Source organism: Nocardia sp. NPDC057227 (genome assembly GCF_042669725.1).
In the GTDB taxonomy this organism is placed as follows: domain Bacteria; phylum Actinomycetota; class Actinomycetes; order Mycobacteriales; family Mycobacteriaceae; genus Nocardia; species Nocardia asteroides_A.
In genome coordinates, this window is sequence record NZ_JBHUXA010000008.1 from 34,594 (window position 1) to 60,390 (window position 25,797).

Below are 25,797 nucleotides of genomic sequence, written 5' to 3' on the forward strand. Positions count from 1 at the left end.
GGAAGGGGGCAGGGTGGGGAATCCCGGATTCGATCCCGAGCGCGTTGCCGCGCTGGCAAGAACGGTCCGCGCCGAGGCGGAGGCGATCGGCGCGATCGAGCCGGTCGCGGACGGTTCCACGATAGACGGCACGATGCCGGACTCGCAGATCGCGGACGTCACGAAGGGCATCGCCGAGGCGCTGGACAGCGTCGTTCGCTACCACGCCGCGCGGTTCGGCGATTTCGCCGGCGTGGTTGACCGCGCGCTCGCCGAGGCGCTGAGTCAGGAGTCCCGCTCGGCCCAGCAACTCGAAGGCTCGGGCCCCCGATGAGCGGCGGCAGTTACACAACGCCGCTGACGGTCTCCACCGTCCTGTCCTGGAATCCGGCCGCGACGATCGCCGTCGCGAAGAATTTCCGAGAGGCGGGGACCGTGATCGACACGCACAGCGAAGCTATCGCCCGGGTAGCCGAGGGCTCGCACGAGTACTTCGTCGGCACCGCCGGCGATGCGGCCCGCGAGCGGGCCGCCGGCGACCGCACTATCGCCAAGCGATCGGCTGATGTCTTCACCGATATCCAGCGGGAGATCTATACCCAGCTCGACGCGATGTCGAACTACGTGGCGCTGCTGCGCGCGAAGAAGGCGGAGGCCGAGTCCTCCGGCTTCGACCTGTTCGTCCGCGACGACGGCGCGGTCGACTCCCGTATGTCGAATGCGGAGGTGCTGCTGAAGTTCGGCCCGACCGGGCTGGCCGAGAAGGAGGGGTACGAGTACTTCCTGACCTCACAGATTCGCGCAGCGCTCACCGCGATCCAGCAGGTCGATCTGGAGGGCGCGGAGAAGATCAAGCGCCACCTGGAGAATTTCGCCCCCGAGGTTCAGTACGGGGCGACGCCGATGCCGTCCGACCCCGTACTCGCGGACATTCTGCGCAAATACCAGACCGCGGCCTCCGCCGAACCGGCCGAACTGTGGCCGAGCGGAATCGTGCTCGACCGGATCCGGGCGATCAGCCCCGACTTCCAGCCGATTCTGATGACGCCGGCCGAGATCGACCTGCTCACCGCGCGGATGGGGACCTCCGGCCCGCTCGCGGTCCGCGATATCTCCGACTTCTTCGATATCAAGTCCCAGGCGGAGACCGCCGCGAACGCGACGTATCCCGATTCGCTATCGGACGGTCACGGCGACGCTTTCCGGCACATGTACTGGAATGCCCTCATGACCCAGCGGTACGGCGAGGACTGGACCGACCGCTACGGGACCGCGCACGAGCAACTGGGCGCGAGCCCGCCGACCAGGGAGGCGATGGATCTGCACAACAACTCGATCGGCCGGGAGGTGGCGCTCGCCAACCCGGACGCCTCGCCCGCCGAACTGCAGAACCTGATCAGCGATCGAATTCGAGCCGGTGACGCCATCGTCCTGAACCCGCAGGGACAGATCGAATGGAGCAACCGAGTCACAGAGGGCTATCACGGTGACCTTTCGGGTGTTCAAATACCGCTGCCGGGTGGTGCCTGACATGCGGAATGCCGCTCGACTGCTGCTGACGGTCTGCCTCGGGCTCGCGGTCGTCGCGTGTGGTACCTCCGGTGACGAGGTGGATTGCGCAGGCAGCTTCGATTTCCGTTCCCGGGACGAGCCTCTCGGCTCCGGGACCATGCTCGAGAAAACAATGGCGGCGGCGGTGAAGGAGCCGCGCACCGTCACACTGGGCGAACTCACCGCGAACGCGGCCTGGGACAACTCCGGCTGGGATCGCCTGGTCCTGGTGAGCTCCGGAATTCAACGGGAGCGACTCGACGCCCTGGTGGGAACACCCCCCGGTTTCTGCTGGGCGAACGTGCCCGAGTTCTACTCCGATCGGACCGCCGCCCGGTACCGCCTCTTCCTCCTCGGCAGCACGCCGCGGCAGGTGGTCACGGAGACACCGGGCTCCGGATCGATCCGCGGTGTGCCCGTCGACGTCGTCCTGACTCCGGCCTCCCGCCTGCTCTCCGTCCAACCCGACCCCGGACCGACGAACCCGTACTTCGTCCGAGCGCCGGAGTAGCCCGTCCAGCACCTTCCCACTGGCCCGCGACAACACCGCAGGACCGCACCACGATCGAGACATGGTGACGACGACGGCGGTGGTGGGAGTGGCGCTGGCGGCACTCGGAATGGTGCTGACCCCTGGCCCGAACATGATGTACCTGGTCTCCAGGACCGTCTCGCAGGGGCGGGCGGCGGGGCTGATCTCGCTGGGCGGGGTCGCGGCCGGGTTCGGGGTGTACCTGGCGGCGGCGACGGCGGGGATCACGGCGGTGTTCGCGGTGGTCCCCGGGCTGTACCTGGGGATCAAGGTGGCGGGGGCGCTGTATCTGCTGTGGCTGGCGTGGCAGGCGGTGCGGCCGGGCGGGGTGTCGGTGTTCGCGCCGAGCACCCTGCCCGCCGACCCGGCGCGCCGGTTGTTCGCCATGGGGCTGCTGACCAACCTGCTGAACCCGAAGATCGCGATCATGTACATGGCGCTGATCCCGCAGTTCGTGGAGCCGGGCGCGGGCGGGGTGTGGGCGCAGAGCCTGACCCTCGGCGCGGTGCAGATCGCGGTCGCGCTGACGGTGAACGGGCTGATCGTGCTCGGCGCGGGCGGGATCGCCGGGTTCCTGGCCGGGCGGCCACTGTGGCTGCGGGTGCAGCGCTACGTTATGGGGACCATGCTCGGCGCGATCGCGGTGCTGCTCGCCACCGACCGGGCCCGGCCGGTTCCCGCCTGACGGGTCAGCCCACCCGGTAGGTGAGGATGGCGAACTGTTCGATCTGCCGCACCTCGGTGAGCGTGAGCCGGTCGCTGAGCAGGCGGCGCGGCAGCAGCGGCGCGCCCCCGCCGAGCGTGACCGGCGCGACCGCGGCCACCACCTCGTCGAGCAGTCCGGCGTCGGCGAACTGACCGGCGAGGTCGCCGCCGCCGATCACCCAGATGTCCCTGCCCCCGGCCGCTTCCGCCATCGCGGCATGTACCGCGCGCACGTCGTCGGCGACGAAGTGCAGGTTCGCGCCGGGGAGCGCGGGCAGCTCGCGGTGCGTGAAGACCCAGCACGGCCGTTCGCCGTAGATTTGCTCCCACTGCCCGGGCTCGTCGTGCGCGAGCATCCACTCGTAGGTGGTCGCCCCCATGCACATGGCGCCGGTCTTCGCGACCAGCTCGGCGGTGTCCTCCTCCGCGGTGCTCGCGCCGGGGACGGCGAAGAGCCACTCCAGGCTGTTGTCGGGGTCGGCGATGTAACCGTCGAGGCTGGTGGCGGTGTAGAACCTGGTCGTCGTCATGCGGCAAGGCTCCCCGATAACCCTGACAGGGAGCGTCAGTGTTATCGAGAAGTTGCGCCGACGCCCGCGCGCAGCCGCTTGACCCCCTCGTCCAGCGTCTCGTCCCGTTTGCAGAAGGTGAACCGGACGAGGTGGTTCCAGGCGGCGGCATCGTCGGCGAAGACGCTCACCGGCACCGCGGCGACGCCGAGCTTCGCGGGCAGCTCGCGGCAGAAGGCGAGGCCGTCGGCGGTGCCGAACGGGGTGACGTCGGCGCAGACGAAATAGCCTCCCTGACTGCGCCGCACGGCGAAGCCGGTGTCGGCGAGGGCGGCGGCGAGCCGCGTCCGGCGGGCGGCGAGCGTGGCGTTCAGCTCGACGGCCCAGCCCCGCTCGTGCTCCAGCGCGTGCGCAACCGCGGGCTGGAACGGCCCGCCGCCAACGAAGGTGAGGAACTGCTTGGCCGCGAGCACGCCGTCGATCAGCGGGCGCGGGCCGAGCGCCCAGCCGATCTTCCAGCCGGTCACGCTGAAGGTCTTGGCCGCGCTGGAGACCACGACGGTGCGCTCCGCCATCCCGGGCAGCGCGGCAACGCTGACGTGCTCGCCGCCGTCGTACACCAGGTGCTCGTACACCTCGTCGGCGAGCACGAGCAGGTCGTGCTCGCAGGCGATCTCGGCGATGACGGCCAGCTCGGCGCGGCTCAGCACGGCGCCGGTGGGGTTGTGCGGCGAGTTCACCACCAGCATCCGGGTGGCCGGGGTGATCGCGCGGCGCAGGCTGTCCAGATCGAGCGCGAAGCCGTCGCCGTCGGGTACCAGCCGCGCGGTGCGGCGGTGCGCGCCCGCCAGCGCGACGGCGGCGGCGTAGGAGTCGTAGTACGGCTCGATCAGCACCACCTCGCTGCCCGGCTCGACCAGCCCGAGCAGGGTGGCGGCGATGGCCTCGGTGGCGCCGACGGTCACCAGGACCTCGGTCTCCGGGTCGTACTCGGCGCCGGTGCGGCTCGCCCGCTCGGCGGCGATGGCCCGGCGCAGCGCGGGGACGCCGCGGCCGGGCGGGTACTGGTTGAACCCGCCCGCGATGGCCTCGCGGGCCACCTCGAGCATCCCCGCGGGGCCGTCGCTGTCCGGGAAGCCCTGCCCCAGGTTGACCGCGTCGTGCCGGACGGCCAGGTCGGTCATCTCGGCGAAGATCGTGGCCGCGAAAGGGCGGAGGCGGGCGACGGTGGCGGTCATGCCGGAAGCCTATCCCGGCCCTTTTCGTTGCGGAGTGATAGCGAACGCCAATATTTCACATTTCATTCACCGCCTCTAGCTGGGCTGTTGTGCGGTGTCCGCACGAGCGCTAGCCTCCCGGTGTTCTACCTCACAGCCACCCGCCGGGTGGTATCTCGAAAGGGGCGTGTATGGCCTCGTACCTCGACCTGCTACTGCAACCGGCCGCGTCGGAGGTCGCCGGATCAGTACTGGGTCTCATCCGAGCCGGAGCCAACGATCTGATCGTCGGCCTCGGCTCCTCGACCGGTGACTGGTTCACCGGATCCTCCACCGGCAGCGGTGGATTCGGCTCGTCGACCCCGGACTGGTTCCTGGGCTCCTCGACGCCGTAGCGGGTTCCGGCCGGGGTGCTGCGCGGCGCCCCGGCCGGGTCAGCCCCAGCCGTGGCTCGGCGCGGGGGCGGCGAGATCGAAGACGCGCCACACCGCGTCGTCGCGCACCGCGAAGGCCAGTACTCGATTCAGCTCGGGGCCGCGCAGCAGCAGCCCCAATTCGCCGTTCACCGAGACGAATTCGTACCCGTCGGCCGGGTCGGCGTCCGGGCAGCCGATGCCGTGTTCGGCGGCGAGCGCGAGTAGCCGGGCGGCCACCCGATCGGGGCCGTCGGTGACCACAGGGCCGTGCGGCGTCGCCGCCATTCCCTGGGCGCCGGGATGCAGCCTGCTCGCTACTTCTTCCGCACCGCACTCCGATTCGCCGCCCTCGCGGACCGTTGCCCGCGCCCTGGCGCGCAGGGCGGTGAGCAGGCGGCGGACCGCGGCCTCGTGGTCGGGTTCGGCGGCGGGGCCGGGGAGCGCGGCGGCCGCGGCCCTGCCGATGGCGGCGGCCTGCTCGGCGGCGGCGGGGTCGAGGTCGAGCCAGGTCGCGATCTGCTCGGCGGGCAGGTCGGGGAGGACAGCGGCGAGGCGCTGCGCGGGGGTCAGCGAGGCGAGGGCGACCAGGGTGGCGAGGCGGTTCGCCCGGTGCCCGGCGATGGCTGTCCACTCGCCGCCGCCACGCGGAACCAGCGGGGTGACCAGGGGGTCGGGGAGCCGGTGGGGCGCGCAGCCGCGGCCGGAGACGAGGTGGTCGGCGCAGATGCGGGCGACGGTGGCGGTGAGCCACTCGCCGAAATCGTCGATCTCGGACTGGTGGACGCCGTTCAGGCGGAGCAGGCACTCCTGGAGCGCATCCTCGGCGGCGCCGGTGCTGCCGGTGAGCCGGTAGCCGACGCCGAGCAGGCGGGGGCGGTGGGACTCGAAGAGTTCGGCGAGGTAGGCGGCGACCATCGCGCACGATTCTACGGAGCGCGCGTACCCGGCCCGCCGACAGGTCGGAAAAGGGGATGATCCGGCGTCTCGCGGCGTGCCACCATGCGGTATGGATCTCTCGGACGGCACCGTTCTGCTCGACCGGCCGCGGGTCGGGGATATCGACACCATCGTCGCGCACTGCCAGGATCCGGCGATCGCGGAGTGGGTGACGATTCCGGTCCCCTACGACCGGGGCGACGCCGAGTTCTATCTCGCCGAGCTGGTCGCCGCAGGCTGGGCGGGGCGCTCGCCCGTCTGGGCGCTCCGGCGCGCGAGCGGCGGGCCGATGCTGGGGAGTATCGGGTTGCACGACAAGGGGGAAGGAGCTGCCGAGATCGGGTTCTGGTTGGCGGCCGGGGAGCGCGGGGGTGGGCTCATGTCGCGGGCGGTCGCGCTGGTGTGCGAGTTCGGTTTCGCCGAAGATGGTTTCGGGTTGGCGCGGATCGGGTGGTTGGCGTACGTGGGGAACCGCGCTTCGGCCGCCGTGGTGCGGCGCAATGGGTTTCGGTTCGAGGGGACACAGAGGTTGGGCGCTGTTCAGCGGGGAGTCCGGCGGGACTGCTGGTTGGCCGGACGTCTGGCGACAGATCCGCCCGGCCCCGCCGACGGGTGGCCCGAGGAAACCTGAGTTCCCGGCACCCCACCGAATCCTGGCATCCCCCGAACTCCCGGCACCCCACCGAACTCCCAGCACTCTGCCAAATTCCCGGCACCCCATCGAACTCCCGGCACCCTGGCGAATCCCGGCACACTGCCGAATTCCCGGCACCCTGCCGAAATCCGGCACCCTGCCGAATCCCTGGCACTCTGCCAAACCAGTCGAGCCGCCGCAGGCGAAGCGACAGTAGCTACCGCGCTACCGCGCCTGTCGCATCGCCTTGCGGCGGCTCGACTGCTTGTCCCGAGGCTCCCCCGGCCGGGGTGCGGGGTGCACCCGGCGTCCCGATCAGTGCGCGCGACGCGAAGCGACAGCGGCGGCGAGCCGATCGAGCTGAACAGCCGTGGTCTCCCAGTCGATGCACGCATCGGTGATGGACTGCCCGTACGTGAGCTGATCCGCATGCCCGAGCGCCAGATCCTGCCGCCCGGCAACAAGGAAGCTCTCCAGCATCATCCCGACGACGCCGGGCTCCCCATCGGACAGCCGCTGAGCGATATCCCCGACCACATCGACCTGCCGATTATGATCCTTGTTGCTGTTGCCGTGGCTCGCATCGACAACGATCCGCTGCGGCAACCCCGCCTTCTCCAGCCGAATGCACGCCTCGGCGACCGACGCCGCGTCGTAGTTCGTCCCGGTGCTCCCCCCACGCAGGATGACGTGGCAGTCCGGATTCCCGGTGGTCCGGATGAGCGCGGCGCGCCCGTCCAGATCGGTCCCGGGGAAGACGTGGCTCGCCCCGGCGGCCCGAACCCCGTCCACCGCGACCTGCACATCCCCGTCGGTGCCGTTCTTAATGCCGACCGGCATGGAGAGCGCACTGCTCAACTGCCGGTGCACCTGGCTGGCGGCGGTGCGGGCACCGATGGCACCGTAGGAGACCAGGTCCGCGATGTACTGCGGGGTGATCGGGTCGAGGAACTCGCACGCCACCGGGAGCCCGAGCGCGGTGATGTCGACGAGCACCTTGCGGCCGATGCCGAGCCCGGTGTTGACGTCGAACGAGCCGTCCAGGTGCGGATCGTTGATCAGCCCCTTCCAGCCAAGCGTGGTACGCGGCTTCTCGAAGTAGACGCGCATGACGATGTGCAGCCGGTCGTCCAGCTCGGCCGCCTTCGCGGCCAGTTTGCGGGCGTACTCCAGCGCGGCGACCGGGTCGTGCACCGAGCACGGCCCGACGATCACCATGAGACGGTCGTCGGTGCCGTTCAGGACGTCGATCGTGGCCCTGCGGCCGCGGCGGACGGTGTCGGCGAGCTCGTCGGTGATCTGGTGCACGCGACGGACCTCGGCGGGCGAACGCAGCGGGCTGACCGCGAGGGTGCGCTGGTCGTCGAGGTCGGAATGTCGGGCATCGACATCGGCGGCGGTAGTCATTCGTGGGTTCCTTTCTCAGGCCGGCCCACGAAGCGAAACCCCGTCGAGCCGGTCGGTACCGGCTCGGGGTGGAGAATCAGCGCGCGCGGTCCACGCACGCCGGCCCACCCTGGGCCGGCCTGCTAAACCAGTAATCGCGCTGCATGGAAGAAACTGTAACAGCTCGGTCAGCCGAACTGGCCCGCCACGTACGACCCGGCCGGGGTGCCCGCGATCACATTGATCCTGTTCCAGGCATTGATGGTGGCGATGCAGGCGATCAGCCCGGCGGCCTGGTCGTCGTCGTAGTGCTTGCGCACCTGCTGCCAGGTGTCGTCGCTCACACCGCCGCCGTCGGCGATCCGGGTGGCCTCCTCGGTGAGCGCGAGCGCGGCCCGCTCCGGCTCGGTGAAGAGCGTCGCCTCCTTCCAGGCGGCGACGAGGTTCAGCCGCACCGGGTCCTCGCCTGCGGCGATCGCGTCCTTGTAGTGCATGTCGGTGCACATGCCGCAGCCGTTGATCTGGCTGGCCCGCAGCTTCACCAGCTCCTGGGTGGCGGCGGGCACGGCGTCCTCGAAAACCCGCGAGGCGTTCGTGAGGCGCTTGACGAAGCTGCCTGCGACGGCGTTGCCGAAGAGATCGATCCGAGCGTTCATGGCGGTTCCTTCCGGTGTGCCCGCCGTTCGCCGGCGGGCTGTACCAGGAGGACGACACCGGCCCGGAGAGTGTGACATCGGCGTGCGTTGCCGCGACTTGTCACGGCAACAACGCGGAAATACCTGCTGGCTAGCGTGGGGAGACCGCGCACTCGGTCCACACCGTCGCTGTAGCCGCGGAGCGCGTTCGAGCGCGGTCGCCGGCTGCTGAGGGTGGAGCTATGACGCAATCGTCCACGACCGAGACCCACTGCCCGTACTGCTCCCTGCAATGCGGAATCGTCCTGCGGCAGCGCGAGGGGAAGTTCGAGGTCGAACCCCAGTCCGACTTCCCGTCGAACCGCGGTGGGCTCTGCGCGAAGGGCTGGACCTCCGCGGAGCTGCTGTCGCACCCCGACCGATTGACCACGCCCCTGGTCCGGGACCACCGGGATCTGCCGCTGCGGCCCGGCACCTGGGACGAGGCGCTGAGCAGAATGGTCAGCGCGTTCGGCGCGGCGCAGGGGCGGCACGGCCGCGACGCCGTCGGCTGCTTCGGCGGCGGCGGGCTCACCAACGAGAAGGCCTACCAGCTGGGCAAATTCGCGCGCGTCGCGCTTGGCAGTTCGGCGATCGACTACAACGGACGCTTCTGCATGTCCTCCGCGGCGGTCGCCGGGTCACGGGCTTTCGGAATCGACCGGGGTATGCCGTTTCCCCTGGACGACATCGCCGAGACCGATGCGATCCTGCTGGTCGGCAGCAACCCCGCCGACACCCTGCCCCCCGGCCATGCAGTTCTTCGACGCCGCGAGGGAGCGCGGCGCGCGGCGCGTGGTGATCGATCCGCGCCGGACGGCCACCGCCGCGAAGGCGGATCTGCACCTGCAACCGGTTCCAGGGACCGATCTGGCGCTGGCGAACGGGATGCTGCACGTTGCGGTCCGGCAGGGCCTCATCGACGAGGCCTACATCGCCGCGCGGACTACAGGTTTCGACGCGGTCCGGCGTGCGGTCCGGCTGTACTGGCCGGACCGGGTGGAGCGGATCACCGGCGTCCCGGAGAGCGCTCTCGTCGAGGCGGTGCGGATACTCGGCACCGCGCGGCGCGCGATGATCTTGACCGCACGCGGCGCCGAGCAGCATCGGGCCGGTACCGACACGGTGTCGGCGTTCATCAACCTGGCGCTGGCGCTCGGCCTGCCCGGCCGGCCGTACTCGGGGTTCGCGACGGTGACCGGGCAGGGCAACGGTCAGGGTGGACGTGAGCACGGCCTCAAGGCCGACCAGCTACCCGGCTACCGCCGCCTCGACGATCCGGCAGCACGAGCCCACGTGGCCGCGGTGTGGAACGTCGATCCCGGCGAGCTGCCGCTTCCCGGCATCTCCGCGTACGAGATGCTGGATCGGATCGCCACCCCCGGCGGCGTGCGGGCGATGTGGGTGCTCGGATCGAACGTCGTGGTCTCCGCGCCGAACGCGGGCCACGTCGCGGAACAGCTGCGGCGGCTGGACTTCCTGGTGGTGTCCGACATCTTCCTGTCCGAGACCGCGGAGCTGGCCGACGTGGTGCTGCCCGCCGCGCAGTGGGCCGAGGAAACCGGGACGATGACCAACCTGGAGGGGCGGGTCGTGCTGCGCAGCGCCGCGACCGCACCGCCGCCGGGCGTGCGGACCGATCTCCAGGCGATCAGCGACGTCGCGCTCCGGCTCGGCAAGACCGGATTCTCCGACGATCCGGAGACGGTCTTCGAAGAGCTGGGGCGGGCGAGCCAGGGCGGCAAGGCCGACTACTCGGGAATCGGCTACGCCCGGATCCGCGCCGGGGACGGCGTGTTCTGGCCCTGCCCATCGGTCCGGCATCCGGGCACCCCCCGAATGTTCATGGTGGATTTCCCGACCCCGGACCGCCGGGCGCGGTTCTGCGTGACCGAACAGGGCGACGCGGCGGAGCCGCCGGACACCCGATTCCCGTACTACCTGACGACCGGCAGGCTGCTGAAGCAGTACCAGTCCGGCACCCAGACCCGCCGGGTCGGCGCCCTCGCGGCGGCCGAGCCCGCACCGCACGTGGAACTGCACGAGCAGCTCGCCCGCCGGATCGGAGTCGTCGACGGCGATCCGGTGCTGCTCCGGACCCGGCGCGGCGAAGCGGTGATGGCCGCCAGGATCGACCGGGCGATCCGCCCCGACACGGTGTTCGTTCCGTTCCACTGGGGCGGCCGGGGCAGCGCCAACCTGCTCACCAATCCCGTACTCGACCCGCACTCGCGCATGCCGGCGTTCAAGGTGTGCGCGGTCGCCGTCGAGCGCGCACAGCCGTCCTCGCCGAATCCCGACAAGGAGCAGAGCCGATGACCGATGGCAGCACCCCCCGTTTCCTGCAGGGCGTCTACACCTTCACCGGGAAGGGGCTCGAACAGCCCGTGCCCCTTGACGCAGCGCTCCGCTACACCGTGCCCGCGGGCGCGACGACCCAGCCGGTGTACTTTCGCGGCGGCAATTCCAGCGACGAGATGGTCGCGGTGGTACTCATGCGCGACGGCGCCGCGATGCGCTACTTCCCGATCGGCGCGAAGGACGCCGTCCACGTGGCGCTGCGGGTGGTCGAGGATCTGCTCGGCGATACCGTGCTCGAGCTCTTCCTCGCCGCGCCCGAGGGATGCACCGGCACGGTCGTCGTCGATCTCGGCCTGGTCGAAGTCTGACCGGCCGGGACGAGGAGGAGAAGACGATGACAGTCCTCGAGCACGACACCGCCCCCGCCCGCAACGGCGCCGCCGCGACCACCAGGGCCAGGCTCGTCGTGGTCGGCAACGGCATGGCGGGCGCCCGCGCGGTCGAAGAAATCCTGGCTCGCGACGGTGCGAACCTGTTCGACATCACCGTTTTCGGTGCCGAGCCCTACGGCAACTACAACCGGATCCTGCTGTCCAACGTGCTGGCCGGGAGCGACAGCACCGACGAGATCTACCTGAACCCCCTCGACTGGTACGGCGCGAACGGAATCGACCTGCGCGCCGGGGTCCGGGTGGTGCGGATCGATACCTTCGCCCGGCTGGTCTGGGCCGATGACGGCACCCGCATCCGGTACGACAAACTCGTCCTCGCCACCGGGAGCCGGTCGTTCTTCCCGCCGATGGATGGACTCTGGGCGGACGACACCACGCTGGCCGACGGCGTCTTCGGGTTCCGCACCATCGAGGACTGCGCGGCGATGATCGCCGCCGCGGGCGAGCGGACGAGGGCGGTCGTGGTCGGCGGCGGGCTGCTCGGCCTCGAGGCCGCCCGCGGCCTGCAGAGCCGCGGGCTCGCCGTCGACGTGGTGCACGCCCGGCCGACGCTGATGGACGCGCAGCTGGACAGCACCGCGGGAAAGATCCTGCGGCGATCCCTGGAACGGATCGGCATCGGGGTACACGTCGAGAAGTCGACGGTCCGCGTCCGCGTCGGCGACGACGGGCGGCTCAGCGGCGTCGAGTTCGCGGACGGCGGCGTGCTCGACTGCGACATGCTCGTGATCTCCGCGGGCATCCGCCCCAACGTCGATCTCGCCCGCAGGGCCGGGCTGACCACCGAGCGCGCGATCGTCGTCGACGACCACATGCGCAGCGTCGACGCCGACGACGTCTACGTCGTCGGCGAGTGCGCGCAGCACCGCGGCCAGGTGTACGGGCTGGTCGCGCCGCTGTGGGAGCAGGCGGCGGTGCTCGCCACCCACCTCACCGGGAACGGAGAGCAGACCGCCTACCACGGATCGCGAGTCGCGACGAAGCTCAAGGTCGCCGGCGTCGACGTCGCGGCGATGGGGCTCAAGGCGCCGCAACACGAGGACGACGAATTCGTGCAGTACTCCGAGCCGAGGCACGGGGTCTACAAGACGGTGATCATCCGGGACGGCAAGCTGGTCGGCGCCACCCTGCTCGGCGATGTCAGCAAGGTGTCGTTCCTCATGCAGGCCTTCGATCGGGGGCTGCCGCTGCCCGAGGAGCGGGTGGCGCTGATGTTCGACCTCGGCACCCCCGATGTCGAGCTCGGCGCCGCCGAACTCGCGGACGACGCGCAGGTCTGCAACTGCAACGGGGTGACCAAGGGCACCCTGGTCGGCTGCGTGGCGGACGGGGTGCAGACCGTCGCCGGGGTCATGAACGCGACCAGGGCGGGCAAGGGCTGCGGCTCCTGCAAGCAGCAGGTGGCCCAGATCGTCGAATGGGCCGCGGGCGGCGCGGTCGAGGAGGACCCCGCGGCCTCCTGGTACGTGCCAGGCGTCCCCTACGACAAACCCGAACTGATGCGGAAGATCCGGGAACTGCGGCTGCACTCGGTGTCATCGGTGTTCGCCGCACTCGCCCCGGACGGCAGGGAGGACGCGGGCTCGAAGATGGCGCTGGCCTCCCTGTTGAACATGATGTGGGGCACCGAATTCGTCGACGAGCGCGACGCCCGCTTCATCAACGATCGCGTGCACGCCAATATCCAACGCGACGGCACCTTCTCGGTCGTCCCCCAGATGAAGGGCGGCGTGACCGATTCCGGGCAGCTCCGGCGGATCGCCGACGTCGCCGACAAGTACGCGATCCCGCTGATCAAGCTCACCGGCGGGCAACGAATCGACCTGCTCGGCGTGCGGAAGGAGGATCTCCCGGCCGTCTGGGCCGACCTCGACATGCCATCGGGCTACGCCTACGGCAAGAGCTTCCGCACGGTGAAAACCTGTGTCGGCACCGACTTCTGCCGCTACGGCCTCGGCGACTCCACCGCTCTCGGCATCGCGATCGAGGAGCGCTACCAGGGGCTGGCCGCGCCGGCGAAGATGAAGCTGGCCGTCACCGGGTGTCCGCGCAACTGCGCGGAGGCGCTCTGCAAGGATCTCGGGGTGGTCGCGATCGGCGACGGCCGGTGGGAGATCTACGTCGGCGGCGCGGCCGGTGCCCATGTGCGCAAGGGCGACCTGCTCGCCACCGTCGACTCCGCGGCCGAGGTGATGACCGTGACCGGCCGGTTCCTGCAGTACTACCGCGAGAACGCGAGCTGGCTGGAGCGCACCTACGCGTGGGTTCCCCAGGTCGGGATCGAGCGGATTCGCGCCGTGGTACTCGACGACGCCGATGGCATCGTCGAGCAGCTCGACGCGAACATGCAGAAGTCCGTCGACGCCTACCGGGATCCGTGGCAGGACGGCCGGAGCCCGGCCACACCGGGCCAGTTCCGCACCTCGCTACCGCTGGTCGAGCTGCCGCAGGTGCCGATCCGATGACCGAATTCACCGTGGGCAGGATCGACGATATCCCGATCGGCGAAGGCCGCGCGTTCGCCGTCGACGGCGCGCAGGTCGCGGTGTTCCGGCTGCGCGACGGGAGCCTGCGGGCGCTCGGCGCGGTGTGCCCGCACCGCGGCGGGCCGCTCGCGGACGGGCTCGTCGACGACGCGGTCGTCGTGTGCCCGCTGCACGGCTACACCTACGACCTCTGCACCGGCACCGAGCGCACCGGCAGCGACCTGACGGTGCCGGTGTACCACGCGCTCGCCGACCCCGACGGCACGCTGCGCGTCAGGATCGGCAGTCCTGCCGAGTCCGGCGCGGGGTAGCGGCGCGCTCAGTAGGCCGAGAGAACAGGAACCCCGGTGAGCTGCTCCGAGAGCTCCCAGAGCTGCCGGGCGACCACGTCGTCCTTGGCCGCGGCGGTCGAGCCCGACGGTCCCGGGTAGCCGCGGGTGCCGCCGAAGCCGGTCGGGCCGTAGTAGCCGCCCGGCTTCGCGTCGGCGGCGGTGGCGGCGTAGAGCTCGGGCAGCGCGCCCATCTCGGCGCTCTGCGCGAAGATTCGGTTGCCGACCGACATGAGGCCGTCCAGGAAGGTCTCGGTGTGCGACTGGAGTTCGGTGGCGGCGTAGCCGGGGTGTGCGGCGATGGCGATCACCGGCGAGCCCGCCGCGGTGAGGCGGCGCTGCAGTTCCCGGTTGAACAGCAGGTTCGCCAGCTTGGACTGGCCGTAGGCGCTCCAGCGCTGGTAATCCTTGCGCTCCCAGTTCAGGTCGGCCAGGTCGATCTTGCCCGCGCGGTGCGCGCCGCTGGAGACCGTGACCACCCGGCCGGTGATCCGCGGCAGCAGCAGGCCGGTGAGCGCGAAGTGGCCGAGGTGGTTGGTGCCGATCTGCATTTCGAAGCCGTCGGCGGTGCGGCGCAGCGGCACCGCCATCACCCCGGCGTTGTTGATCAGTACGTCGACGGGGGTGTCGAGCTCCGCGGCGAAGGCGCGCACGGAGGCGAGATCGGCCAGGTCGAGTCTGCGCACGCTCGCGCGCTCGCCCAGGTCGGCGGCGACCTTCTCCCCCTTGGTCACGTCCCGGCAGGCCAGGACGACGGTGGCTCCCGCCTTCGTCAGAGCCCGGGCGGCGACCGCCCCGAGCCCGCTGTTGGCACCGGTGACCACGAAGGTCCGGCCGGTCTGGTCGGCGATCTGCGCTGTGTCCCAACGACCCATGCGGGCGAGTCTACGGTTCTCCCCGGCCGTCCATCCAGCCTGAGATAGGGTTGCCTAACCTATACCCGCTCGTCAGCTGTGAGGAATCGTGACTTCGACATCCACGTCCGCCCATCGTGACGGTTACGTCCCCTTCCCGGCGGCGGCCGCGGCCGAGTACCGGGCAGCGGGGTACTGGGCCGGGCGCGCCATCGGCGACCTGCTCACCGACGCCGCGCGCCGCGCGCCCGCCGCCCCCGCGGTGCTCACCGACGCCGGCCCGTGGAGCTACGCCGACCTGGACGCGGCGGCGGACCGGATGGCGCACGGCCTGCTCGCGTTGGGCATCGCCCCCGGCGACCGGGTGGTGGTGCAGCTGCCCAACGTCCCCGAGTTCGCGACCGTGCTCTTCGGGCTGCTGCGGGCGGGCATCATCCCGGTGCTCACGCTGCCCGCGCACCGCCGCGCCGAGATCGAGCACCTGGCGAACCTCGCCGAGGCGGTGGCGTACGTGATCGCCGACGAGCTCGGCGATTTCGACTATCGGGCGCTCGCCGCCGAGGTGCGGCCGGCCGTGCCGACCCTGCGGCACGTACTGGTCCTCGGCTCCCCCGGCGAGTTCACGGCGCTGGCCGCTGTGCCGCGCGACCCGTCCGGTGCGCTGCCCGCTGTGGACCCATCGGACATCGCGCTCATGCTCGTCTCCGGTGGCACCACCGGCCTGCCCAAGCTGATCGCCCGCACGCACGACGACTACGCCTACAACGCCGCAGCCAGCGCCGAGATCACCCAGCTCACCGCCGCCGACGTCTACCTGGCGACGCTGCCCGCCGCACACAACTTCCCCCTCGCCTGCCCCGGCATCCTCGGCGCGATTACCGTGGGCGCCGCCTTCACCTTCGTCACCGACCCCAGCCCCGAGAGCGCCTTCGCCGTGATCGAGCGGCACCGGGTCACGGTGACCGGCCTGGTCCCGCCGCTCGCCCAGCTCTGGACCGCCGCGGTGGAGTGGGAGGAGGCCGACCTCAGCTCGCTGCGGCTGCTCCAGGTCGGCGGCGCCCGGCTCGCCGACGTGAACGCCCGCGAGGTCACCCCCGCGCTCGGCTGCACCCTGCAGCAGGTCTTCGGCATGGCCGAGGGGCTGATCAACTACACCCGGCTGGACGATTCCTCCGAGCTGATCTGCACCACCCAGGGGCGGCCGATGTCCCCCGCCGACGAACTGCGCGTAGTCGACGAGAACGGCGTGGACGTCGAGCCCGGGGCCGAGGGCGAGCTGCTCACCCGCGGGCCGTACACCATCAACGGCTACTACCGCGCCCCCGAGCACAATGCCCGCGCCTTCACCCCCGACGGCTTCTACCGCAGCGGCGACCTGGTGCGCCGGTTGCCGAGCGGGCATCTGATCGTCTCCGGGCGGATCAAGGACGTGATCAATCGCGGTGGGGAGAACGTCTCCTGCGACGAGCTCGAGGAGCACCTGCTCGCATACCCGGGCGTCCGGCACGCCGCCGCCGTCGGGCTGGCCGATGCGGTGCTCGGCGAGAAGGTCGGTGTCGTTCTCGTGGTGACCGGCACGATGCCGTCGCTCACCGAGGTCAAGACATTTCTCACCGGGCGTGGGCTCGCCACCTACAAGCTTCCCGATGTGCTTCGGCAGGCGGAGACGTTGCCGGTGACGGCGGTCGGGAAGATCGACAAGAAGGTGCTGCGCGAGCAGTGATGATCAAGCGCGGGCGGCGCCCGCAGGCCAGACCACGTCGACCGGAATTCCGCGCTCGCGAGCGAGCGCGACGACCGAGCCGGTGCCGCCCGCCTGCCCGGTATCGCCGTCCCACACCGCGACCAACCGGTCCACAGTGCCGAGAACGGCCTCGTTCGCGACTTCGTAGGCTTCCCGGCCCGCGTCATCGAAGTCCATGGTTCGGACTTCGGTGGCGCGCTCGATGAGGTCGCCGAACTCGGCTGCGTGGTCCGGCTTCACCTTCGCACTGCGGTAGTTCCGCGAGGGCAGAACAACTTCCAGCCGCGCATCGGAGTCGAGCACCGCGCGGGCGAACACGCTGTCGGCGCCGCGGGCGATGCAGCTGACGCCGACCAGCTCGCCGGACTCGTACTCGGCGAGCAGCGCGCGCACAGCGGCGTAGACCGCGGTGGCGGTGTCGTCGGTGATGTTCATGTGGCCGGTCACGCCGATCCGCACCATGGTCTGCACTCCTCTTCGAACTCGTCGCCGGTCAGGCGGGCTGCTCTCGCGCCGAACTTACTGAAGTGCCACGGAGGTAATGTCACGCCATTCGTACCGGCCGTGATCCCGGTTCAATTCGATGAGTGACACCTCCGACACCACATCGGTGATCGTGTAGCCGTCGAGCTGGTCGGCCTCGAGTTTCGAGCGCAGTTCCTCGATCGGTGCGATGCCGGTCGAGTAGCCGACCGTCAGGTGCGGCCGGAAATCAGATCCCTGTTCCGGAACTTTCGCCGCTCCCCAGATCTCGGCAATGGCGGTCTGAAGTCGATCGCGGACCGCTCGGAGCGGTTCGGGATCGGCGATCGGAAACTGGACGGTCTCGCTGTCGACGATGGGTGGGCCGATGGCGATGGCGAATCGAGGCAGGTCGGCAAGGCTGCGCCGGGCGGCTTCGACGATCCGATCGACATCGGACCTCGGCACGGTGTCGGTGAACCCGATGCCCTGCACGGTGATGTGAAGCCCGTCGGCGCTCACGGGTTTCATGGTCGGCGACGCCGAAAGCGTCTGCGCGAAAACGTCACTCAGCTCCCGGACCGATGACGCCGGCGGGAAGGTGATGTGCCAGGTGTAGAACGACTTCCCGACAGACCACCCCGGCCGCCACCACCAGTGGTCGCGGGTAACCGCGTGTCCATCGTGTGCGGTCTCCTCGATCACCATTTCGCTCATCCCATCCCGCCCGACAGCATCGGAAGCGTCCCGGCTCGCGGTGCCCGACGAAACTCGACCGCGCAATCCACGACACCACGCGCGCCGGCGGCGGCGACGTCACGCGCCATCCACGCTATCTCCTCGACCCGCTGCGCGAGCGGTCCGATTCGGTGCTCATCCGGCGTCGCCTCGGCGACATGCTCGAGCTGTGCCTGCGCGACATCGAAGTTCCCGAGCGCCACGTGGGCCTTGATCTCCTGGCATCGCACCATGCGCTCGGAGCCGACGTTGCGGCGGTCATCCGGGATACTCGCGTATCCCTGCACCGCCGCGGTCGCGAACTCGAGCGACCGGGCCGGGTCGACCTGGGTGAGGCTGGTATCCGCCCACAGCCCACCCGCACGCTCGATCGAGCAGGAGAACGGCCCTGCGAGCACATCGGGGCCGGGACTCTCGGCCGACGCTGCTCCGAGGTCGATCGCGCGATCCCGCGCGGAGGCCGCACCCCTCCCGTCGCGGGCGTGAGCCAGGTCGAGCGCGAGTGCGCTGTACAGGAACAGTGCCGCCGTGCCATCGGTGGCGTACTGCAATCCGTCTCGGGCGTACTCGGCGGCCGCCAGGTAGTCCTCGCGCCAGAACGACGATGTGTGCTGAGAGGCGCGAACCCAGGCGCGCAAGTTGTCGTCGTCGGCATTCTCCGCGAAGGCCCACGCCGCCCGCAGATGCTTGTCGGCGATGTCGGGCTTGCCGAGGTCGATCGTGATCCAGCCGAGCAGGGTCAAAGCCCACCCCGCGACCCCGTAGAGCAGTGCGGCGTGACTCGGATGCTGCCTGCCGCTCAGCAACTCGGCAGCGCGATCCCGCACCACTGTGCTGCGATCGAACAGGGGCCGAGTCGGCTCCTTCAGATACGACCGCGACACCGAGCGCAATTCGTCACACATTCCCGCGATGGTCAGTGGCCCGGTGTTACTGGCTTCGGCCCAATTCAGCAACGCAGCGGACCGATTTGCCGAGTCCGCGACCAGGTCGACGTTGGGCGCGGGAGTCTTCGGTGTTGCCAGGGAAGTCCGCTGCCGGAGACTCCAGTGGAACCGGCTCACGATGCCGTCATCGGCCTCGGCGAGCACCTTGTCCAACAGACGACGGCTCGCCGCATGCATCGATGTCGTGGTGCCGCTCTCCCACAGCGCCAAGGTGCGCTTCGAAACGCCTACCGTGCGCGCGAACTCCGCCCTGCTGCGCCGCATCGCCGCACGCAGAGCGACCACGGCATCTGCATTCCACTCGACTTCGACCATCGTTCGCGTCCCCCTGATCGCCTCCCGATACCTCCGGGAAACTACCCCTTTCGAGCCGACTCGGCACTGTTTTCCCATCACCGTCGACGCGACGCTCGAATGAGCCCCGGCGCAGGGCGACAGGGTCTTCGGCGTCGGGTGCGAACCCGAGGGGAGAGCACTGGTGAGCCAGCCGGAAGGCGCTGAAAGAGCGCGCCACTTCGAACAGCGCGACGGCATACGCACCTACCGGTGCGCCGAGCCGCCTCCGACGCTACAGCGCTGGGACGCCGCGAGCGTGCTCACCCGGCACGCGGGCCACGACCCTAAGCGGTGCCTGCCCTACGCCGCCGCGCTCGCCCGCCTGTCCACCCCGCTGGAGTGACCGCTGACCTGCCGCACTGGCGCGAACTCACCAGGGTGTTCCGCAGTCCAGTGCGCCGGCACGACTCCGCACTGTTGAAGCAGGCCCGGATGCTGGCCTCGGTGCACCGGGTACGCGCACTGCGACCCGGTCGCGATGCGGTCTTCGAGGCCAGCCGAGCGGCACTACGAGGCCGGATCGCCGAATGGATCATCGGCCACACCGGCGCCCGGCCCGCCGCCGCGGCGGCCTGCGCGGCCGTGATCGACGATATGGCGGCGGCGCACGTCACCGCCGAGCGGCTGCTCCAGGCCGAGCCACCGCCCAGCGCGGAGCAACTGCACGCAGCATGGTCCGATGTCGGCTACCTCGCCACCTATTGGGCAGATCTGGTCGCCGAGGTGATCGACGGACAGCCCCCAGTGCCATGGCCGTTGCAACGCCGGTGACCTTGCTCGCCACCGACGGCCCCGGGCACGAGGTGACGGCGGCCGGGAAATCGAAAAGAGGGCGCCGCGAGAAGGGAATCCGTCGCGATGCGCGAGTCGGCTGGACACAGTGGAGCTGGAACCGGACGCCCTGCCGCCGGTCAAAAGCCGATGCCCGGCGACCGAGGGCCACCGAGCATCGAGAAACGCGGAAAGACCTACCCCTTCACCACATACGGCGCGACACTGCTCAACTTCTCGCAGGTCTCCTCGAACTCCCGCTCGGGCCGCGACTGCCCGACGATCCCCGCCCCAGCGCGCAACCAGGCCCCCTCGGTCGTCTGATAGACGGCACGCAGAACGAGCGTCGCCTCCAAGGCGCCGGTGCCGGAAACAGTCACCACCGCACCGGAATACAGCCCGCGCGGATCGTGGTCGAGCCGGAAGACCGAGTCGACGCCCTCGCGCTTGGGGATGCCGGAGGCGGTGACCGAGGGGAAGAGCACCTCGACGGCGTCCCAGGCGCTGCGATCATCGGCGAGCGTGCCGCGCACGGTGGAGGCCAGGTGCTGCACGCTTCCGCGCTCGCGCACCGCCATGAAATCGGAGACGGCGGTGGTGCCGGGCTCGGCCAGGGCGGCGATCTCGGCGAACGAGGTCTGCACGGAGATGGCGTGCTCGACGATCTCCTTGGGGTCGGCGAGCAACTCGGCCTTGGTGGCGGCGTCGATGTCGGCGCCGCGGCCGAAGGCGCGGGTGCCCGCGAGCGGTTCGGTGGTGACGACGCGCTCGTCGTCGACGGCGACTACCAGTTCCGGACTGAAGCCCGCCGCCTCCAGTCCGCCGAGGCGGAGCAGGAAGGAGCGCGCGGGGGTGTTGTTGGCGCGGCCCAGGCGGTAGGTGGCGGGGATGTCGACCACGAAGGGCAGGTCGACCTTTCGGGAGAGGATCACCTTCTGGTAGCGCCCGGCGTTGATCTCGCCGACCGCCTCGGCGACCCGGTCGCGGTACCCGGTGGGGTCGAGCCGGATCTCGGCGGGGGTGGCGGCGGGCGCCTCGTCGTCCTCGGCGATGAGCGCGAGGATCGCCTCGGCCTCGTCGGGGGTGGCGCCGGTGACGGCGTGCCCGGAGCCGTCGATCCGCACCTCGATGCGCGGGACCATGAGGTGTGCGAGCGTGGTCCGCTCGGGGACGTGTGCGACGGCGTCCAGCGCCCAGGCGCAGAACTCGAAACCGATCCAGCCGTAGGCGTTTCGGCCGCCGAGCGGCAGCCGGGCGAGCGCCTGGTCGAGCACGGCGGCCGGGCGGCCGGACCATGCCTCTGCCGTCGTCTCGCCCTGCCAGGAGACCCGCAGTTCGTCGATGTCGAGCTCGATCCCGCCGATGGGGTCGGCGGCGAACACCCATTCACCCTGGCGCTCGTAGATCACGTACTCGCCGAAGCGGTCCGCCCCCGCGAGGCGTGACATCGCTGCCGCCGGATCGGTTACCAGCTCCGCGCGCACGCGCTCGTCCGTTGTCGACAACGATCCTCCAAAGGTAAAGCTGACCTAACTACGGGAGGTAAGGTTAGCATTACCTGGCTTTACGCGCGCTTGTGCCGCAACGCACACCGGCCCCCGACGCCTATCACCCGAATCGGATTCGACTCGCTGCCCGACTTCCCTGCGCGGATCGCCGCCGAGGGCTTGAATAGGAGTGTCGTTCAACGCGGAGGGACCGGATGATCGAGGACAGCGGCAGCACCGGCGGTGCCACCACCGCGCCTGCCACCCGGCCGGGGCGCGGGGCTCCGGCGCCGGTCTCGGTGGTGGCGCTGGTGGATTCGGCGTCGGCGGTGGAGCGCGAGCTGATCGGCGAGTGGATCGCCGCGGGCGGCCTGGCCGCGGAGGCGGGCAGCGCGGCGCCGGTCACCCAGATCGACCTGGACGCGGGCGCCATCGCCACCCGGCTGGCCGGGCGCAGGGACGACCCGCTCGTGGTACCGGTGCGGGTGCTCTGGCTGCCGCCGGAGCGCGATGGCGTGCGCCGGGTGACCTTCACCGACCTCGCGCTGCTCACCAACCCGCGCAAGCCGAACCGGCTGGTCCAGCGCAAACTGCTGGGCAGCTCGCCGGAGCGGCACCGGGTGCTCACCGGGCAGCCCGCCTACCTGAGCGAGCTGCGGCTGAACAACCCGGAGGCCGCCGCGCTGCACCGCACCGGCCAGTCGGAGCCGTTCGCCCGCGCGGTGGTGCGCGCGGCGGTGGTGGCGCTGGAGCGGGCCGAGCGCTCGGTGATCGGCGACCGGTACAAGGTGCCGCAGCTGGTTGCCGAGGAGATCCTGGACTCCCCCGACTTCCTGCGCAGGCTGGAGGCGATCGCCGACGCCGAGGACGCCGACCCGCGCGAGGTGTACCGGCGGGCGGAGAAGGGGCTGCACGAGCTGGTCGCGGCGCAGAGCAGGCTGGTCTCCGACCTGTTCACCCAGGCCATGCGGCCGGTGCACGCCTCGACCTGGAACGTCGACTCCGACGATTCCGGGCTGGCCGGGCTGCGCGACCTGAACCGGCGCTACCCGCTGGTCTTCCTGCCCTCGCACCGCTCCTACGTGGACGCCTTCGTGCTCGGCGACGTGCTCGCCCGCAACGACTTCCCGCCCAACCACGTGATCGGCGGGGCCAACCTGAGCTTCTGGCCGATGGGTGCGATCGCGCGCCGCACCGGCACCGTCTTCATCCGGCGCAGCTTCGGCGACGACGAGGTCTACAAGGCGGTGGTCGAGGAGTACTTCGCCTACCTGCTCAGCAAGCGCTTCAACATGGAGTGGTACTTCGAGGGCGGCCGCACGCGCACCGGCAAGCTCCGGCCGCCGCGGTACGGGCTGCTCAACTACCTGGCCGCCGCGGTCCGCGCGGACCGGGTGGAGGACGTCCTGCTCGTCCCGGTCTCGATCACCTACGAGCGGCTGAACGAGCTCGGCGCCATCGCCACCGAGCAGGTCGGCGGCAAGAAGAAGGCGGAGGGGCTGGGCTGGCTGGCCCGCTACATCCGCAACCAGCAGCACTCGGCCGGGCACGTCTATGTGCGCTTCGGCGAGCCGCTCTCGGCGCGGGACCGGCTCGGCGCGCACGGCGACCCGCTGCACAACCCGCCGGTCACCATCCCGCTGCACACCACCAACGGCACCGCGGCCGCCGACGACCCGGCGCGCGCCGAGCGCGAGGAGCGGGAGCGGCGCGCGGTGCAGCGGCTCGCCTTCGAGGTGGCGGTCGGCATCAACGCCGTCACCCCGGTCACGGTGAACGCGCTGGCCACGCTGGCGCTGCTCGGCGTGCAGGAGCGGGCGCTCACCCTCGGCGAGGTGCGCGCGCTGCTGGCGCCGGTGCTGGACTACATCGTCGAGCGCGACCTGCCGCGCGGCGAGCTCGGCGCGCTGCGCGAGGAGGCCAGCCTCGCCGTCGTGCTGGAGCAGCTCTCGCTGGCCAGGGTGGTCACGGTGTTCCGGGGCGGGCTGGAGCCGGTGTACTCGATCCAGAGCGGCGCGCATCTGGAGGCGGCGTTCTACCGCAACAGCGCGGTGCACTGGTTCGTCAACCGCGCCATTCTGGAGCTCGGCATCCTTGCCGCGGTCACCGCGGACGCCGACCCGCAGCCCGCCGCGGAGCCGGACCCGCTGAACGCGGGCTGGGACGAGGCGTTCCTGCTGCGCGACCAGCTCAAGTTCGACTTCTTCTTCCCGGAGCGCAAGGAGTTCGCCGACCAGCTCACCGCGGAGATGCTGCTGGTCGATCCGGACTGGCGGAGCAGGCCGCGGAGCACAAGGGGCCGGGAGGTGCTCGGCAGGCTCACCTCGTCCGGCTTCATGATGGCGCACCGGGTGCTGCGCGCCTTCTTCGACGCCCAGCTGGTGGTGGCCGAGCGGCTGGCCGCGCGCGATCCCGGAGTCGCGGTGGATCGCAAGGACCTGGTCGCGGAGTGCGTCGCGGTGGGCAGGCAGATGCTGCTGCAGCAGCGGCTGCACAGCCCGGAGTCGGTCTCGACCGAGCTCTTCGGCACCGCGCTGAAGCTCGCGGACAATCGCGGGCTGCTCGACCCGGCCGATGGGCCGGAGGCGCGGGCCGACCTGGCGGTGCGGCGCGAGGAGTTCGCCGCGCGGCTGCGCATCCTGGCGGCGCGAATCGGCCAAGCGGCGGCGCTCGACCCGTCCAACCGGGCGTCCCTGGACCGCCGATGAGCGCCACGCGCACAATCGTCGCGATGCGACCGCGCCCGATGAGCGCCACGCGCACAGCCGTCGCGTTGCGACCGCGCCCGATGAGCGCGACGCGCGCGGCCCGCCGATCCCGGCCGTCGGAGTCGCGGCGATGAGCGAGGCCGCGCACCGCGACGATTCCCCCGCGGCTGCCGAGCCCGCCCGCTCGGTCGACGCGCTGCTGGAGGCGATCCGCACCGGCCCGCAGGGGCCGCAGGTCGGCGCCTTCTTCGACTTCGCGGGCACCGTGGTGGACGGCTTCCGCAGACCGGGCCCACTGCGGAGGTTCACCGGACGCCGCCGCCCGCACGACGCCGCGCACACCCTGCGGGACAGCATTCGGACCGGCACCACCGACGGCGAGTACGGCCAGTTCCTCCAGGCCGCCCAGCACACCCTCGCCGGCTGCACCGAGGACGACCTCACCGCCGCGGGCCGCGCCCTCTTCCGCACGGAGCTCTACGAGCAGGTCTTCCCGGAGGCGTGGCTGCTGGTGCAGGCGCACCGCGAGGCCGGGCACACCGTGGTGCTGATCAGCTCACTCACCCGTTTCCAGCTGCGCCCGGTCGCCGACGAACTCGGCATCGAGCACCTGCTCTGCACCGAACTCGCGGTCGATGGCGGCGCGCTCACCGGCTACCTCGACGGCAAGCCGCTCTGGCGCAGCGGCAAGGCCGACGCCGCGCTGGCCTTCGCGCAGGCGCGCGGCATCCAGCTCGGGAACAGCTGGGTCTACGCCGACAGCCTGGCCGACCTCCCGCTGCTCGAGCTCGCGGGCCGCCCGGTCGCGGTGGCGCCGGACTCCCGGCTCGCCCTGGTCGCGGCCGAGCGGCGCTGGGCGGCGCCCACCTTCCGGCCGCGGCGCCCGCCGACCCCCCTCGACGCCGTGCGCACCGCGGCCGGCTTCGCCGCCATGCTCGGCGGCGCGCTGCTCGGCGTGCTCGCCCGCAGCTACACCGGCGAGCGCAGCAAGATGGCGGACGGGTTGCTCGCCTTCGCGACCAGGGGCGTGCTCACCACCACCGGGGTCCGGCTGCGGGTCACCGGCACCGAGCACGCGCGCGGCCCGCGCCCCGCCGTCTTCCTCTTCAACCACCAGAGCCAGTACGACGTCTTCATCGTGCCGCGGGTGCTGAACGGCGGGGTCACCGGCGTCGGCAAGCAGGAGCTCACGAAGAATCCGATCTTCGGCCCGCTCATGCGCTTCGTCGGGGTCACCTTCATCGACCGCACCAGCACCGACAGCGCGAAAGCCTCGCTCGCCCCCGTGGTGCGGACGCTGGGCGAAGGGCTCTCCATCGCCATCGCGCCGGAGGGCACCCGCTCGTACACGCCGCGGCTCGCCCCGTTCAAGAAGGGCGCCTTCCACATCGCCATCCAGGCAGGCGTCCCGATCATCCCGATCGTGATCCGCAACGCGGGCGAGGTCTGCCGCCGGAACGCCGCGGTCGCGCGCCCCGGCGTGGTGGATGTGGCGATCCTGCCGCCGATCGACGTGTCGGGCTGGGATCCGGCCGCACTGGACGAGAAGGTAGAGCAGGTGCGCAGGCAATATCTGCACACCCTGCTGCACTGGCCGGGACAAAAAGACTTGACCTGAAGGATCCTCGAGGTTTCAGTATGAG

Annotated in this window: 24 protein-coding genes and 2 pseudogenes; 16 read left to right on the plus strand and 10 right to left on the minus strand. The window is 70.8% G+C overall.

What is annotated here, in order from left to right:
- The first annotated feature begins 13 nt into the window (after nt 1-13).
- The 4 genes from ACFUJ1_RS13435 to ACFUJ1_RS13450 all read left to right on the plus strand — a co-directional run bounded on the left by ACFUJ1_RS13435 (nt 14) and on the right by ACFUJ1_RS13450 (nt 2,747).
- Nucleotides 14-313, plus strand: a complete 300-nt coding sequence (locus ACFUJ1_RS13435) for a hypothetical protein (RefSeq protein ID WP_378645402.1) — start codon at nt 14-16, stop codon at nt 311-313.
- Entirely contained in the window at nt 310-1,509 is a 1,200-nt protein-coding gene (locus ACFUJ1_RS13440; RefSeq protein ID WP_378645404.1) for a DUF6973 domain-containing protein, read from the plus strand. Before ACFUJ1_RS13435 ends, ACFUJ1_RS13440 begins: the two co-directional genes overlap by 4 nt.
- 139 nt (nt 1,510-1,648) lie before the next feature.
- Nucleotides 1,649-2,041 carry a hypothetical protein gene (locus tag ACFUJ1_RS13445; RefSeq protein WP_378645406.1) on the plus strand — a complete coding sequence of 131 codons (393 nt, stop codon included), beginning with the start codon at nt 1,649-1,651 and terminating at the stop codon, nt 2,039-2,041.
- Between the two features lie 61 nt (nt 2,042-2,102).
- Nucleotides 2,103-2,747 (plus strand): LysE family translocator, encoded by a 645-nt coding sequence (locus tag ACFUJ1_RS13450; protein ID WP_378645408.1) that lies wholly within the window; start codon nt 2,103-2,105, stop codon nt 2,745-2,747.
- Nucleotides 2,748-2,751: 4 nt separating this feature from the next.
- On the opposite strand, the gene ACFUJ1_RS13455 is transcribed toward ACFUJ1_RS13450, so the two are convergent.
- Both ACFUJ1_RS13455 and ACFUJ1_RS13460 read right to left on the minus strand, forming a co-directional pair.
- Nucleotides 2,752-3,297, minus strand: coding sequence for a dihydrofolate reductase family protein (locus tag ACFUJ1_RS13455; protein ID WP_378645410.1), 546 nt, complete (start codon nt 3,295-3,297; stop codon nt 2,752-2,754).
- Between the two features lie 41 nt (nt 3,298-3,338).
- Nucleotides 3,339-4,514 carry a pyridoxal phosphate-dependent aminotransferase gene (locus ACFUJ1_RS13460; RefSeq protein ID WP_378645412.1) on the minus strand — a complete coding sequence of 392 codons (1,176 nt, stop codon included), beginning with the start codon at nt 4,512-4,514 and terminating at the stop codon, nt 3,339-3,341.
- A gap of 170 nt (nt 4,515-4,684) precedes the next feature.
- Between ACFUJ1_RS13460 and ACFUJ1_RS13465 the strand changes: the two genes are divergently transcribed.
- Nucleotides 4,685-4,888, plus strand: coding sequence for a hypothetical protein (locus tag ACFUJ1_RS13465; protein WP_378645414.1), 204 nt, complete (start codon nt 4,685-4,687; stop codon nt 4,886-4,888).
- A gap of 39 nt (nt 4,889-4,927) precedes the next feature.
- Here ACFUJ1_RS13465 and ACFUJ1_RS13470 read toward each other — a convergent pair whose 3' ends face one another.
- On the minus strand, nt 4,928-5,824 hold the full coding sequence (locus ACFUJ1_RS13470; protein WP_378645415.1) for a sigma factor: 897 nt from the start codon (nt 5,822-5,824) through the stop codon (nt 4,928-4,930).
- A gap of 91 nt (nt 5,825-5,915) precedes the next feature.
- Here ACFUJ1_RS13470 and ACFUJ1_RS13475 point away from each other — a divergent pair, with 91 nt between their 5' ends.
- On the plus strand, nt 5,916-6,476 hold the full coding sequence (locus ACFUJ1_RS13475; RefSeq protein WP_378645417.1) for a GNAT family N-acetyltransferase: 561 nt from the start codon (nt 5,916-5,918) through the stop codon (nt 6,474-6,476).
- Nucleotides 6,477-6,794: 318 nt separating this feature from the next.
- Here the strand turns inward: ACFUJ1_RS13475 and ACFUJ1_RS13480 are convergent, their stop codons facing one another.
- Both ACFUJ1_RS13480 and ACFUJ1_RS13485 read right to left on the minus strand, forming a co-directional pair.
- Nucleotides 6,795-7,886, minus strand: coding sequence for a 3-deoxy-7-phosphoheptulonate synthase (locus tag ACFUJ1_RS13480; protein ID WP_378645418.1), 1,092 nt, complete (start codon nt 7,884-7,886; stop codon nt 6,795-6,797).
- A 167-nt stretch (nt 7,887-8,053) separates the two neighbouring features.
- Nucleotides 8,054-8,521 carry a carboxymuconolactone decarboxylase family protein gene (locus ACFUJ1_RS13485; protein WP_378645420.1) on the minus strand — a complete coding sequence of 156 codons (468 nt, stop codon included), beginning with the start codon at nt 8,519-8,521 and terminating at the stop codon, nt 8,054-8,056.
- A gap of 221 nt (nt 8,522-8,742) precedes the next feature.
- Here ACFUJ1_RS13485 and ACFUJ1_RS13490 point away from each other — a divergent pair.
- The 5 genes and pseudogenes from ACFUJ1_RS13490 to ACFUJ1_RS13510 form a co-directional block, all read left to right on the plus strand.
- Nucleotides 8,743-8,844: pseudogene (locus ACFUJ1_RS13490) on the plus strand (hypothetical protein); the annotation flags it as partial.
- Between the two features lie 78 nt (nt 8,845-8,922).
- Nucleotides 8,923-10,858 (plus strand): annotated as a pseudogene (locus ACFUJ1_RS13495) (molybdopterin oxidoreductase family protein).
- Entirely contained in the window at nt 10,855-11,208 is a 354-nt protein-coding gene (locus ACFUJ1_RS13500; RefSeq protein WP_378614144.1) for a molybdopterin oxidoreductase, read from the plus strand. The pseudogene ACFUJ1_RS13495 and the gene ACFUJ1_RS13500 overlap by 4 nt, the downstream one beginning before the upstream one ends.
- A gap of 113 nt (nt 11,209-11,321) precedes the next feature.
- Nucleotides 11,322-13,757, plus strand: a complete 2,436-nt coding sequence (nirB, locus tag ACFUJ1_RS13505) for a nitrite reductase large subunit NirB (RefSeq protein ID WP_378645720.1) — start codon at nt 11,322-11,324, stop codon at nt 13,755-13,757.
- Complete coding sequence (locus tag ACFUJ1_RS13510; RefSeq protein ID WP_378614143.1) at nt 13,754-14,089, plus strand: Rieske (2Fe-2S) protein; 336 nt, start codon at nt 13,754-13,756, stop codon at nt 14,087-14,089. The genes nirB and ACFUJ1_RS13510 overlap by 4 nt, the downstream gene beginning before the upstream one ends.
- Nucleotides 14,090-14,097: 8 nt before the next feature.
- On the opposite strand, the gene ACFUJ1_RS13515 is transcribed toward ACFUJ1_RS13510, so the two are convergent.
- Complete coding sequence (locus ACFUJ1_RS13515) at nt 14,098-14,982, minus strand: oxidoreductase (RefSeq protein WP_378645421.1); 885 nt, start codon at nt 14,980-14,982, stop codon at nt 14,098-14,100.
- An 88-nt stretch (nt 14,983-15,070) separates the two neighbouring features.
- Here ACFUJ1_RS13515 and ACFUJ1_RS13520 point away from each other — a divergent pair, with 88 nt between their 5' ends.
- The gene (locus ACFUJ1_RS13520; RefSeq protein ID WP_378645423.1) at nt 15,071-16,684 is read left to right on the plus strand and encodes a (2,3-dihydroxybenzoyl)adenylate synthase; all 1,614 of its coding nucleotides are present in this window, start codon (nt 15,071-15,073) and stop codon (nt 16,682-16,684) included.
- Between the two features lie 3 nt (nt 16,685-16,687).
- Here the strand turns inward: ACFUJ1_RS13520 and ACFUJ1_RS13525 are convergent, their stop codons facing one another.
- Genes ACFUJ1_RS13525 through ACFUJ1_RS13535 form a run of 3 tightly spaced genes read right to left on the minus strand, consistent with a single transcriptional unit; the run spans nt 16,688 to nt 19,167 of the window.
- Complete coding sequence (locus ACFUJ1_RS13525) at nt 16,688-17,167, minus strand: hypothetical protein (protein ID WP_378645425.1); 480 nt, start codon at nt 17,165-17,167, stop codon at nt 16,688-16,690.
- 57 nt (nt 17,168-17,224) lie between these two features.
- Nucleotides 17,225-17,875: a 2'-5' RNA ligase family protein gene (locus tag ACFUJ1_RS13530; RefSeq protein WP_378645426.1), complete on the minus strand. Its 651-nt coding sequence runs from the start codon at nt 17,873-17,875 to the stop codon at nt 17,225-17,227.
- Nucleotides 17,876-17,880: 5 nt separating this feature from the next.
- Nucleotides 17,881-19,167: a helix-turn-helix domain-containing protein gene (locus tag ACFUJ1_RS13535; protein WP_378645428.1), complete on the minus strand. Its 1,287-nt coding sequence runs from the start codon at nt 19,165-19,167 to the stop codon at nt 17,881-17,883.
- Nucleotides 19,168-19,330: 163 nt separating this feature from the next.
- On the opposite strand from ACFUJ1_RS13535, the gene ACFUJ1_RS13540 reads away from it, so the two are divergent.
- Together ACFUJ1_RS13540 and ACFUJ1_RS13545 are read left to right on the plus strand one after the other, a co-directional pair.
- A complete protein-coding gene (locus ACFUJ1_RS13540) occupies nt 19,331-19,531 on the plus strand; it encodes a hypothetical protein (protein WP_378645429.1) in 201 nt (66 codons plus the stop codon).
- Nucleotides 19,528-19,959: a hypothetical protein gene (locus ACFUJ1_RS13545; RefSeq protein WP_378645431.1), complete on the plus strand. Its 432-nt coding sequence runs from the start codon at nt 19,528-19,530 to the stop codon at nt 19,957-19,959. Before ACFUJ1_RS13540 ends, ACFUJ1_RS13545 begins: the two co-directional genes overlap by 4 nt.
- 197 nt (nt 19,960-20,156) lie before the next feature.
- Here ACFUJ1_RS13545 and ACFUJ1_RS13550 read toward each other — a convergent pair whose 3' ends face one another.
- Complete coding sequence (locus ACFUJ1_RS13550) at nt 20,157-21,407, minus strand: salicylate synthase (RefSeq protein ID WP_378645432.1); 1,251 nt, start codon at nt 21,405-21,407, stop codon at nt 20,157-20,159.
- Between the two features lie 254 nt (nt 21,408-21,661).
- Between ACFUJ1_RS13550 and ACFUJ1_RS13555 the strand changes: the two genes are divergently transcribed.
- Together ACFUJ1_RS13555 and ACFUJ1_RS13560 are read left to right on the plus strand one after the other, a co-directional pair.
- Nucleotides 21,662-24,154: a glycerol-3-phosphate 1-O-acyltransferase gene (locus ACFUJ1_RS13555; protein WP_378645434.1), complete on the plus strand. Its 2,493-nt coding sequence runs from the start codon at nt 21,662-21,664 to the stop codon at nt 24,152-24,154.
- Between the two features lie 130 nt (nt 24,155-24,284).
- Nucleotides 24,285-25,772 carry an HAD-IB family hydrolase gene (locus ACFUJ1_RS13560; protein WP_378645435.1) on the plus strand — a complete coding sequence of 496 codons (1,488 nt, stop codon included), beginning with the start codon at nt 24,285-24,287 and terminating at the stop codon, nt 25,770-25,772.
- The last annotated feature ends 25 nt before the right edge of the window (nt 25,773-25,797 follow it).

What these genes read in the sequence shown, in the direction of transcription:
- ACFUJ1_RS13440 (WP_378645404.1), top strand. Translation starts at nt 310, where the DNA reads ATGAGCGGCGGCAGTTACACAACGCCGCTGACGGTCTCCACCGTCCTG.
- ACFUJ1_RS13445 (WP_378645406.1), top strand. Translation starts at nt 1,649, where the DNA reads ATGCTCGAGAAAACAATGGCGGCGGCGGTGAAGGAGCCGCGCACCGTC.
- ACFUJ1_RS13450 (WP_378645408.1), top strand. Translation starts at nt 2,103, where the DNA reads ATGGTGACGACGACGGCGGTGGTGGGAGTGGCGCTGGCGGCACTCGGA.
- ACFUJ1_RS13455 (WP_378645410.1), bottom strand. Translation starts at nt 3,297, where the DNA reads ATGACGACGACCAGGTTCTACACCGCCACCAGCCTCGACGGTTACATC.
- ACFUJ1_RS13460 (WP_378645412.1), bottom strand. Translation starts at nt 4,514, where the DNA reads ATGACCGCCACCGTCGCCCGCCTCCGCCCTTTCGCGGCCACGATCTTC.
- ACFUJ1_RS13465 (WP_378645414.1), top strand. Translation starts at nt 4,685, where the DNA reads ATGGCCTCGTACCTCGACCTGCTACTGCAACCGGCCGCGTCGGAGGTC.
- ACFUJ1_RS13470 (WP_378645415.1), bottom strand. Translation starts at nt 5,824, where the DNA reads ATGGTCGCCGCCTACCTCGCCGAACTCTTCGAGTCCCACCGCCCCCGC.
- ACFUJ1_RS13475 (WP_378645417.1), top strand. Translation starts at nt 5,916, where the DNA reads ATGGATCTCTCGGACGGCACCGTTCTGCTCGACCGGCCGCGGGTCGGG.
- ACFUJ1_RS13480 (WP_378645418.1), bottom strand. Translation starts at nt 7,886, where the DNA reads ATGACTACCGCCGCCGATGTCGATGCCCGACATTCCGACCTCGACGAC.
- ACFUJ1_RS13485 (WP_378645420.1), bottom strand. Translation starts at nt 8,521, where the DNA reads ATGAACGCTCGGATCGATCTCTTCGGCAACGCCGTCGCAGGCAGCTTC.
- ACFUJ1_RS13500 (WP_378614144.1), top strand. Translation starts at nt 10,855, where the DNA reads ATGACCGATGGCAGCACCCCCCGTTTCCTGCAGGGCGTCTACACCTTC.
- nirB (WP_378645720.1), top strand. Translation starts at nt 11,322, where the DNA reads ATGGCGGGCGCCCGCGCGGTCGAAGAAATCCTGGCTCGCGACGGTGCG.
- ACFUJ1_RS13510 (WP_378614143.1), top strand. Translation starts at nt 13,754, where the DNA reads ATGACCGAATTCACCGTGGGCAGGATCGACGATATCCCGATCGGCGAA.
- ACFUJ1_RS13515 (WP_378645421.1), bottom strand. Translation starts at nt 14,982, where the DNA reads ATGGGTCGTTGGGACACAGCGCAGATCGCCGACCAGACCGGCCGGACC.
- ACFUJ1_RS13525 (WP_378645425.1), bottom strand. Translation starts at nt 17,167, where the DNA reads ATGGTGCGGATCGGCGTGACCGGCCACATGAACATCACCGACGACACC.
- ACFUJ1_RS13530 (WP_378645426.1), bottom strand. Translation starts at nt 17,875, where the DNA reads ATGGTGATCGAGGAGACCGCACACGATGGACACGCGGTTACCCGCGAC.
- ACFUJ1_RS13535 (WP_378645428.1), bottom strand. Translation starts at nt 19,167, where the DNA reads ATGGTCGAAGTCGAGTGGAATGCAGATGCCGTGGTCGCTCTGCGTGCG.
- ACFUJ1_RS13550 (WP_378645432.1), bottom strand. Translation starts at nt 21,407, where the DNA reads ATGTCACGCCTCGCGGGGGCGGACCGCTTCGGCGAGTACGTGATCTAC.
- ACFUJ1_RS13555 (WP_378645434.1), top strand. Translation starts at nt 21,662, where the DNA reads ATGATCGAGGACAGCGGCAGCACCGGCGGTGCCACCACCGCGCCTGCC.
- ACFUJ1_RS13560 (WP_378645435.1), top strand. Translation starts at nt 24,285, where the DNA reads ATGAGCGAGGCCGCGCACCGCGACGATTCCCCCGCGGCTGCCGAGCCC.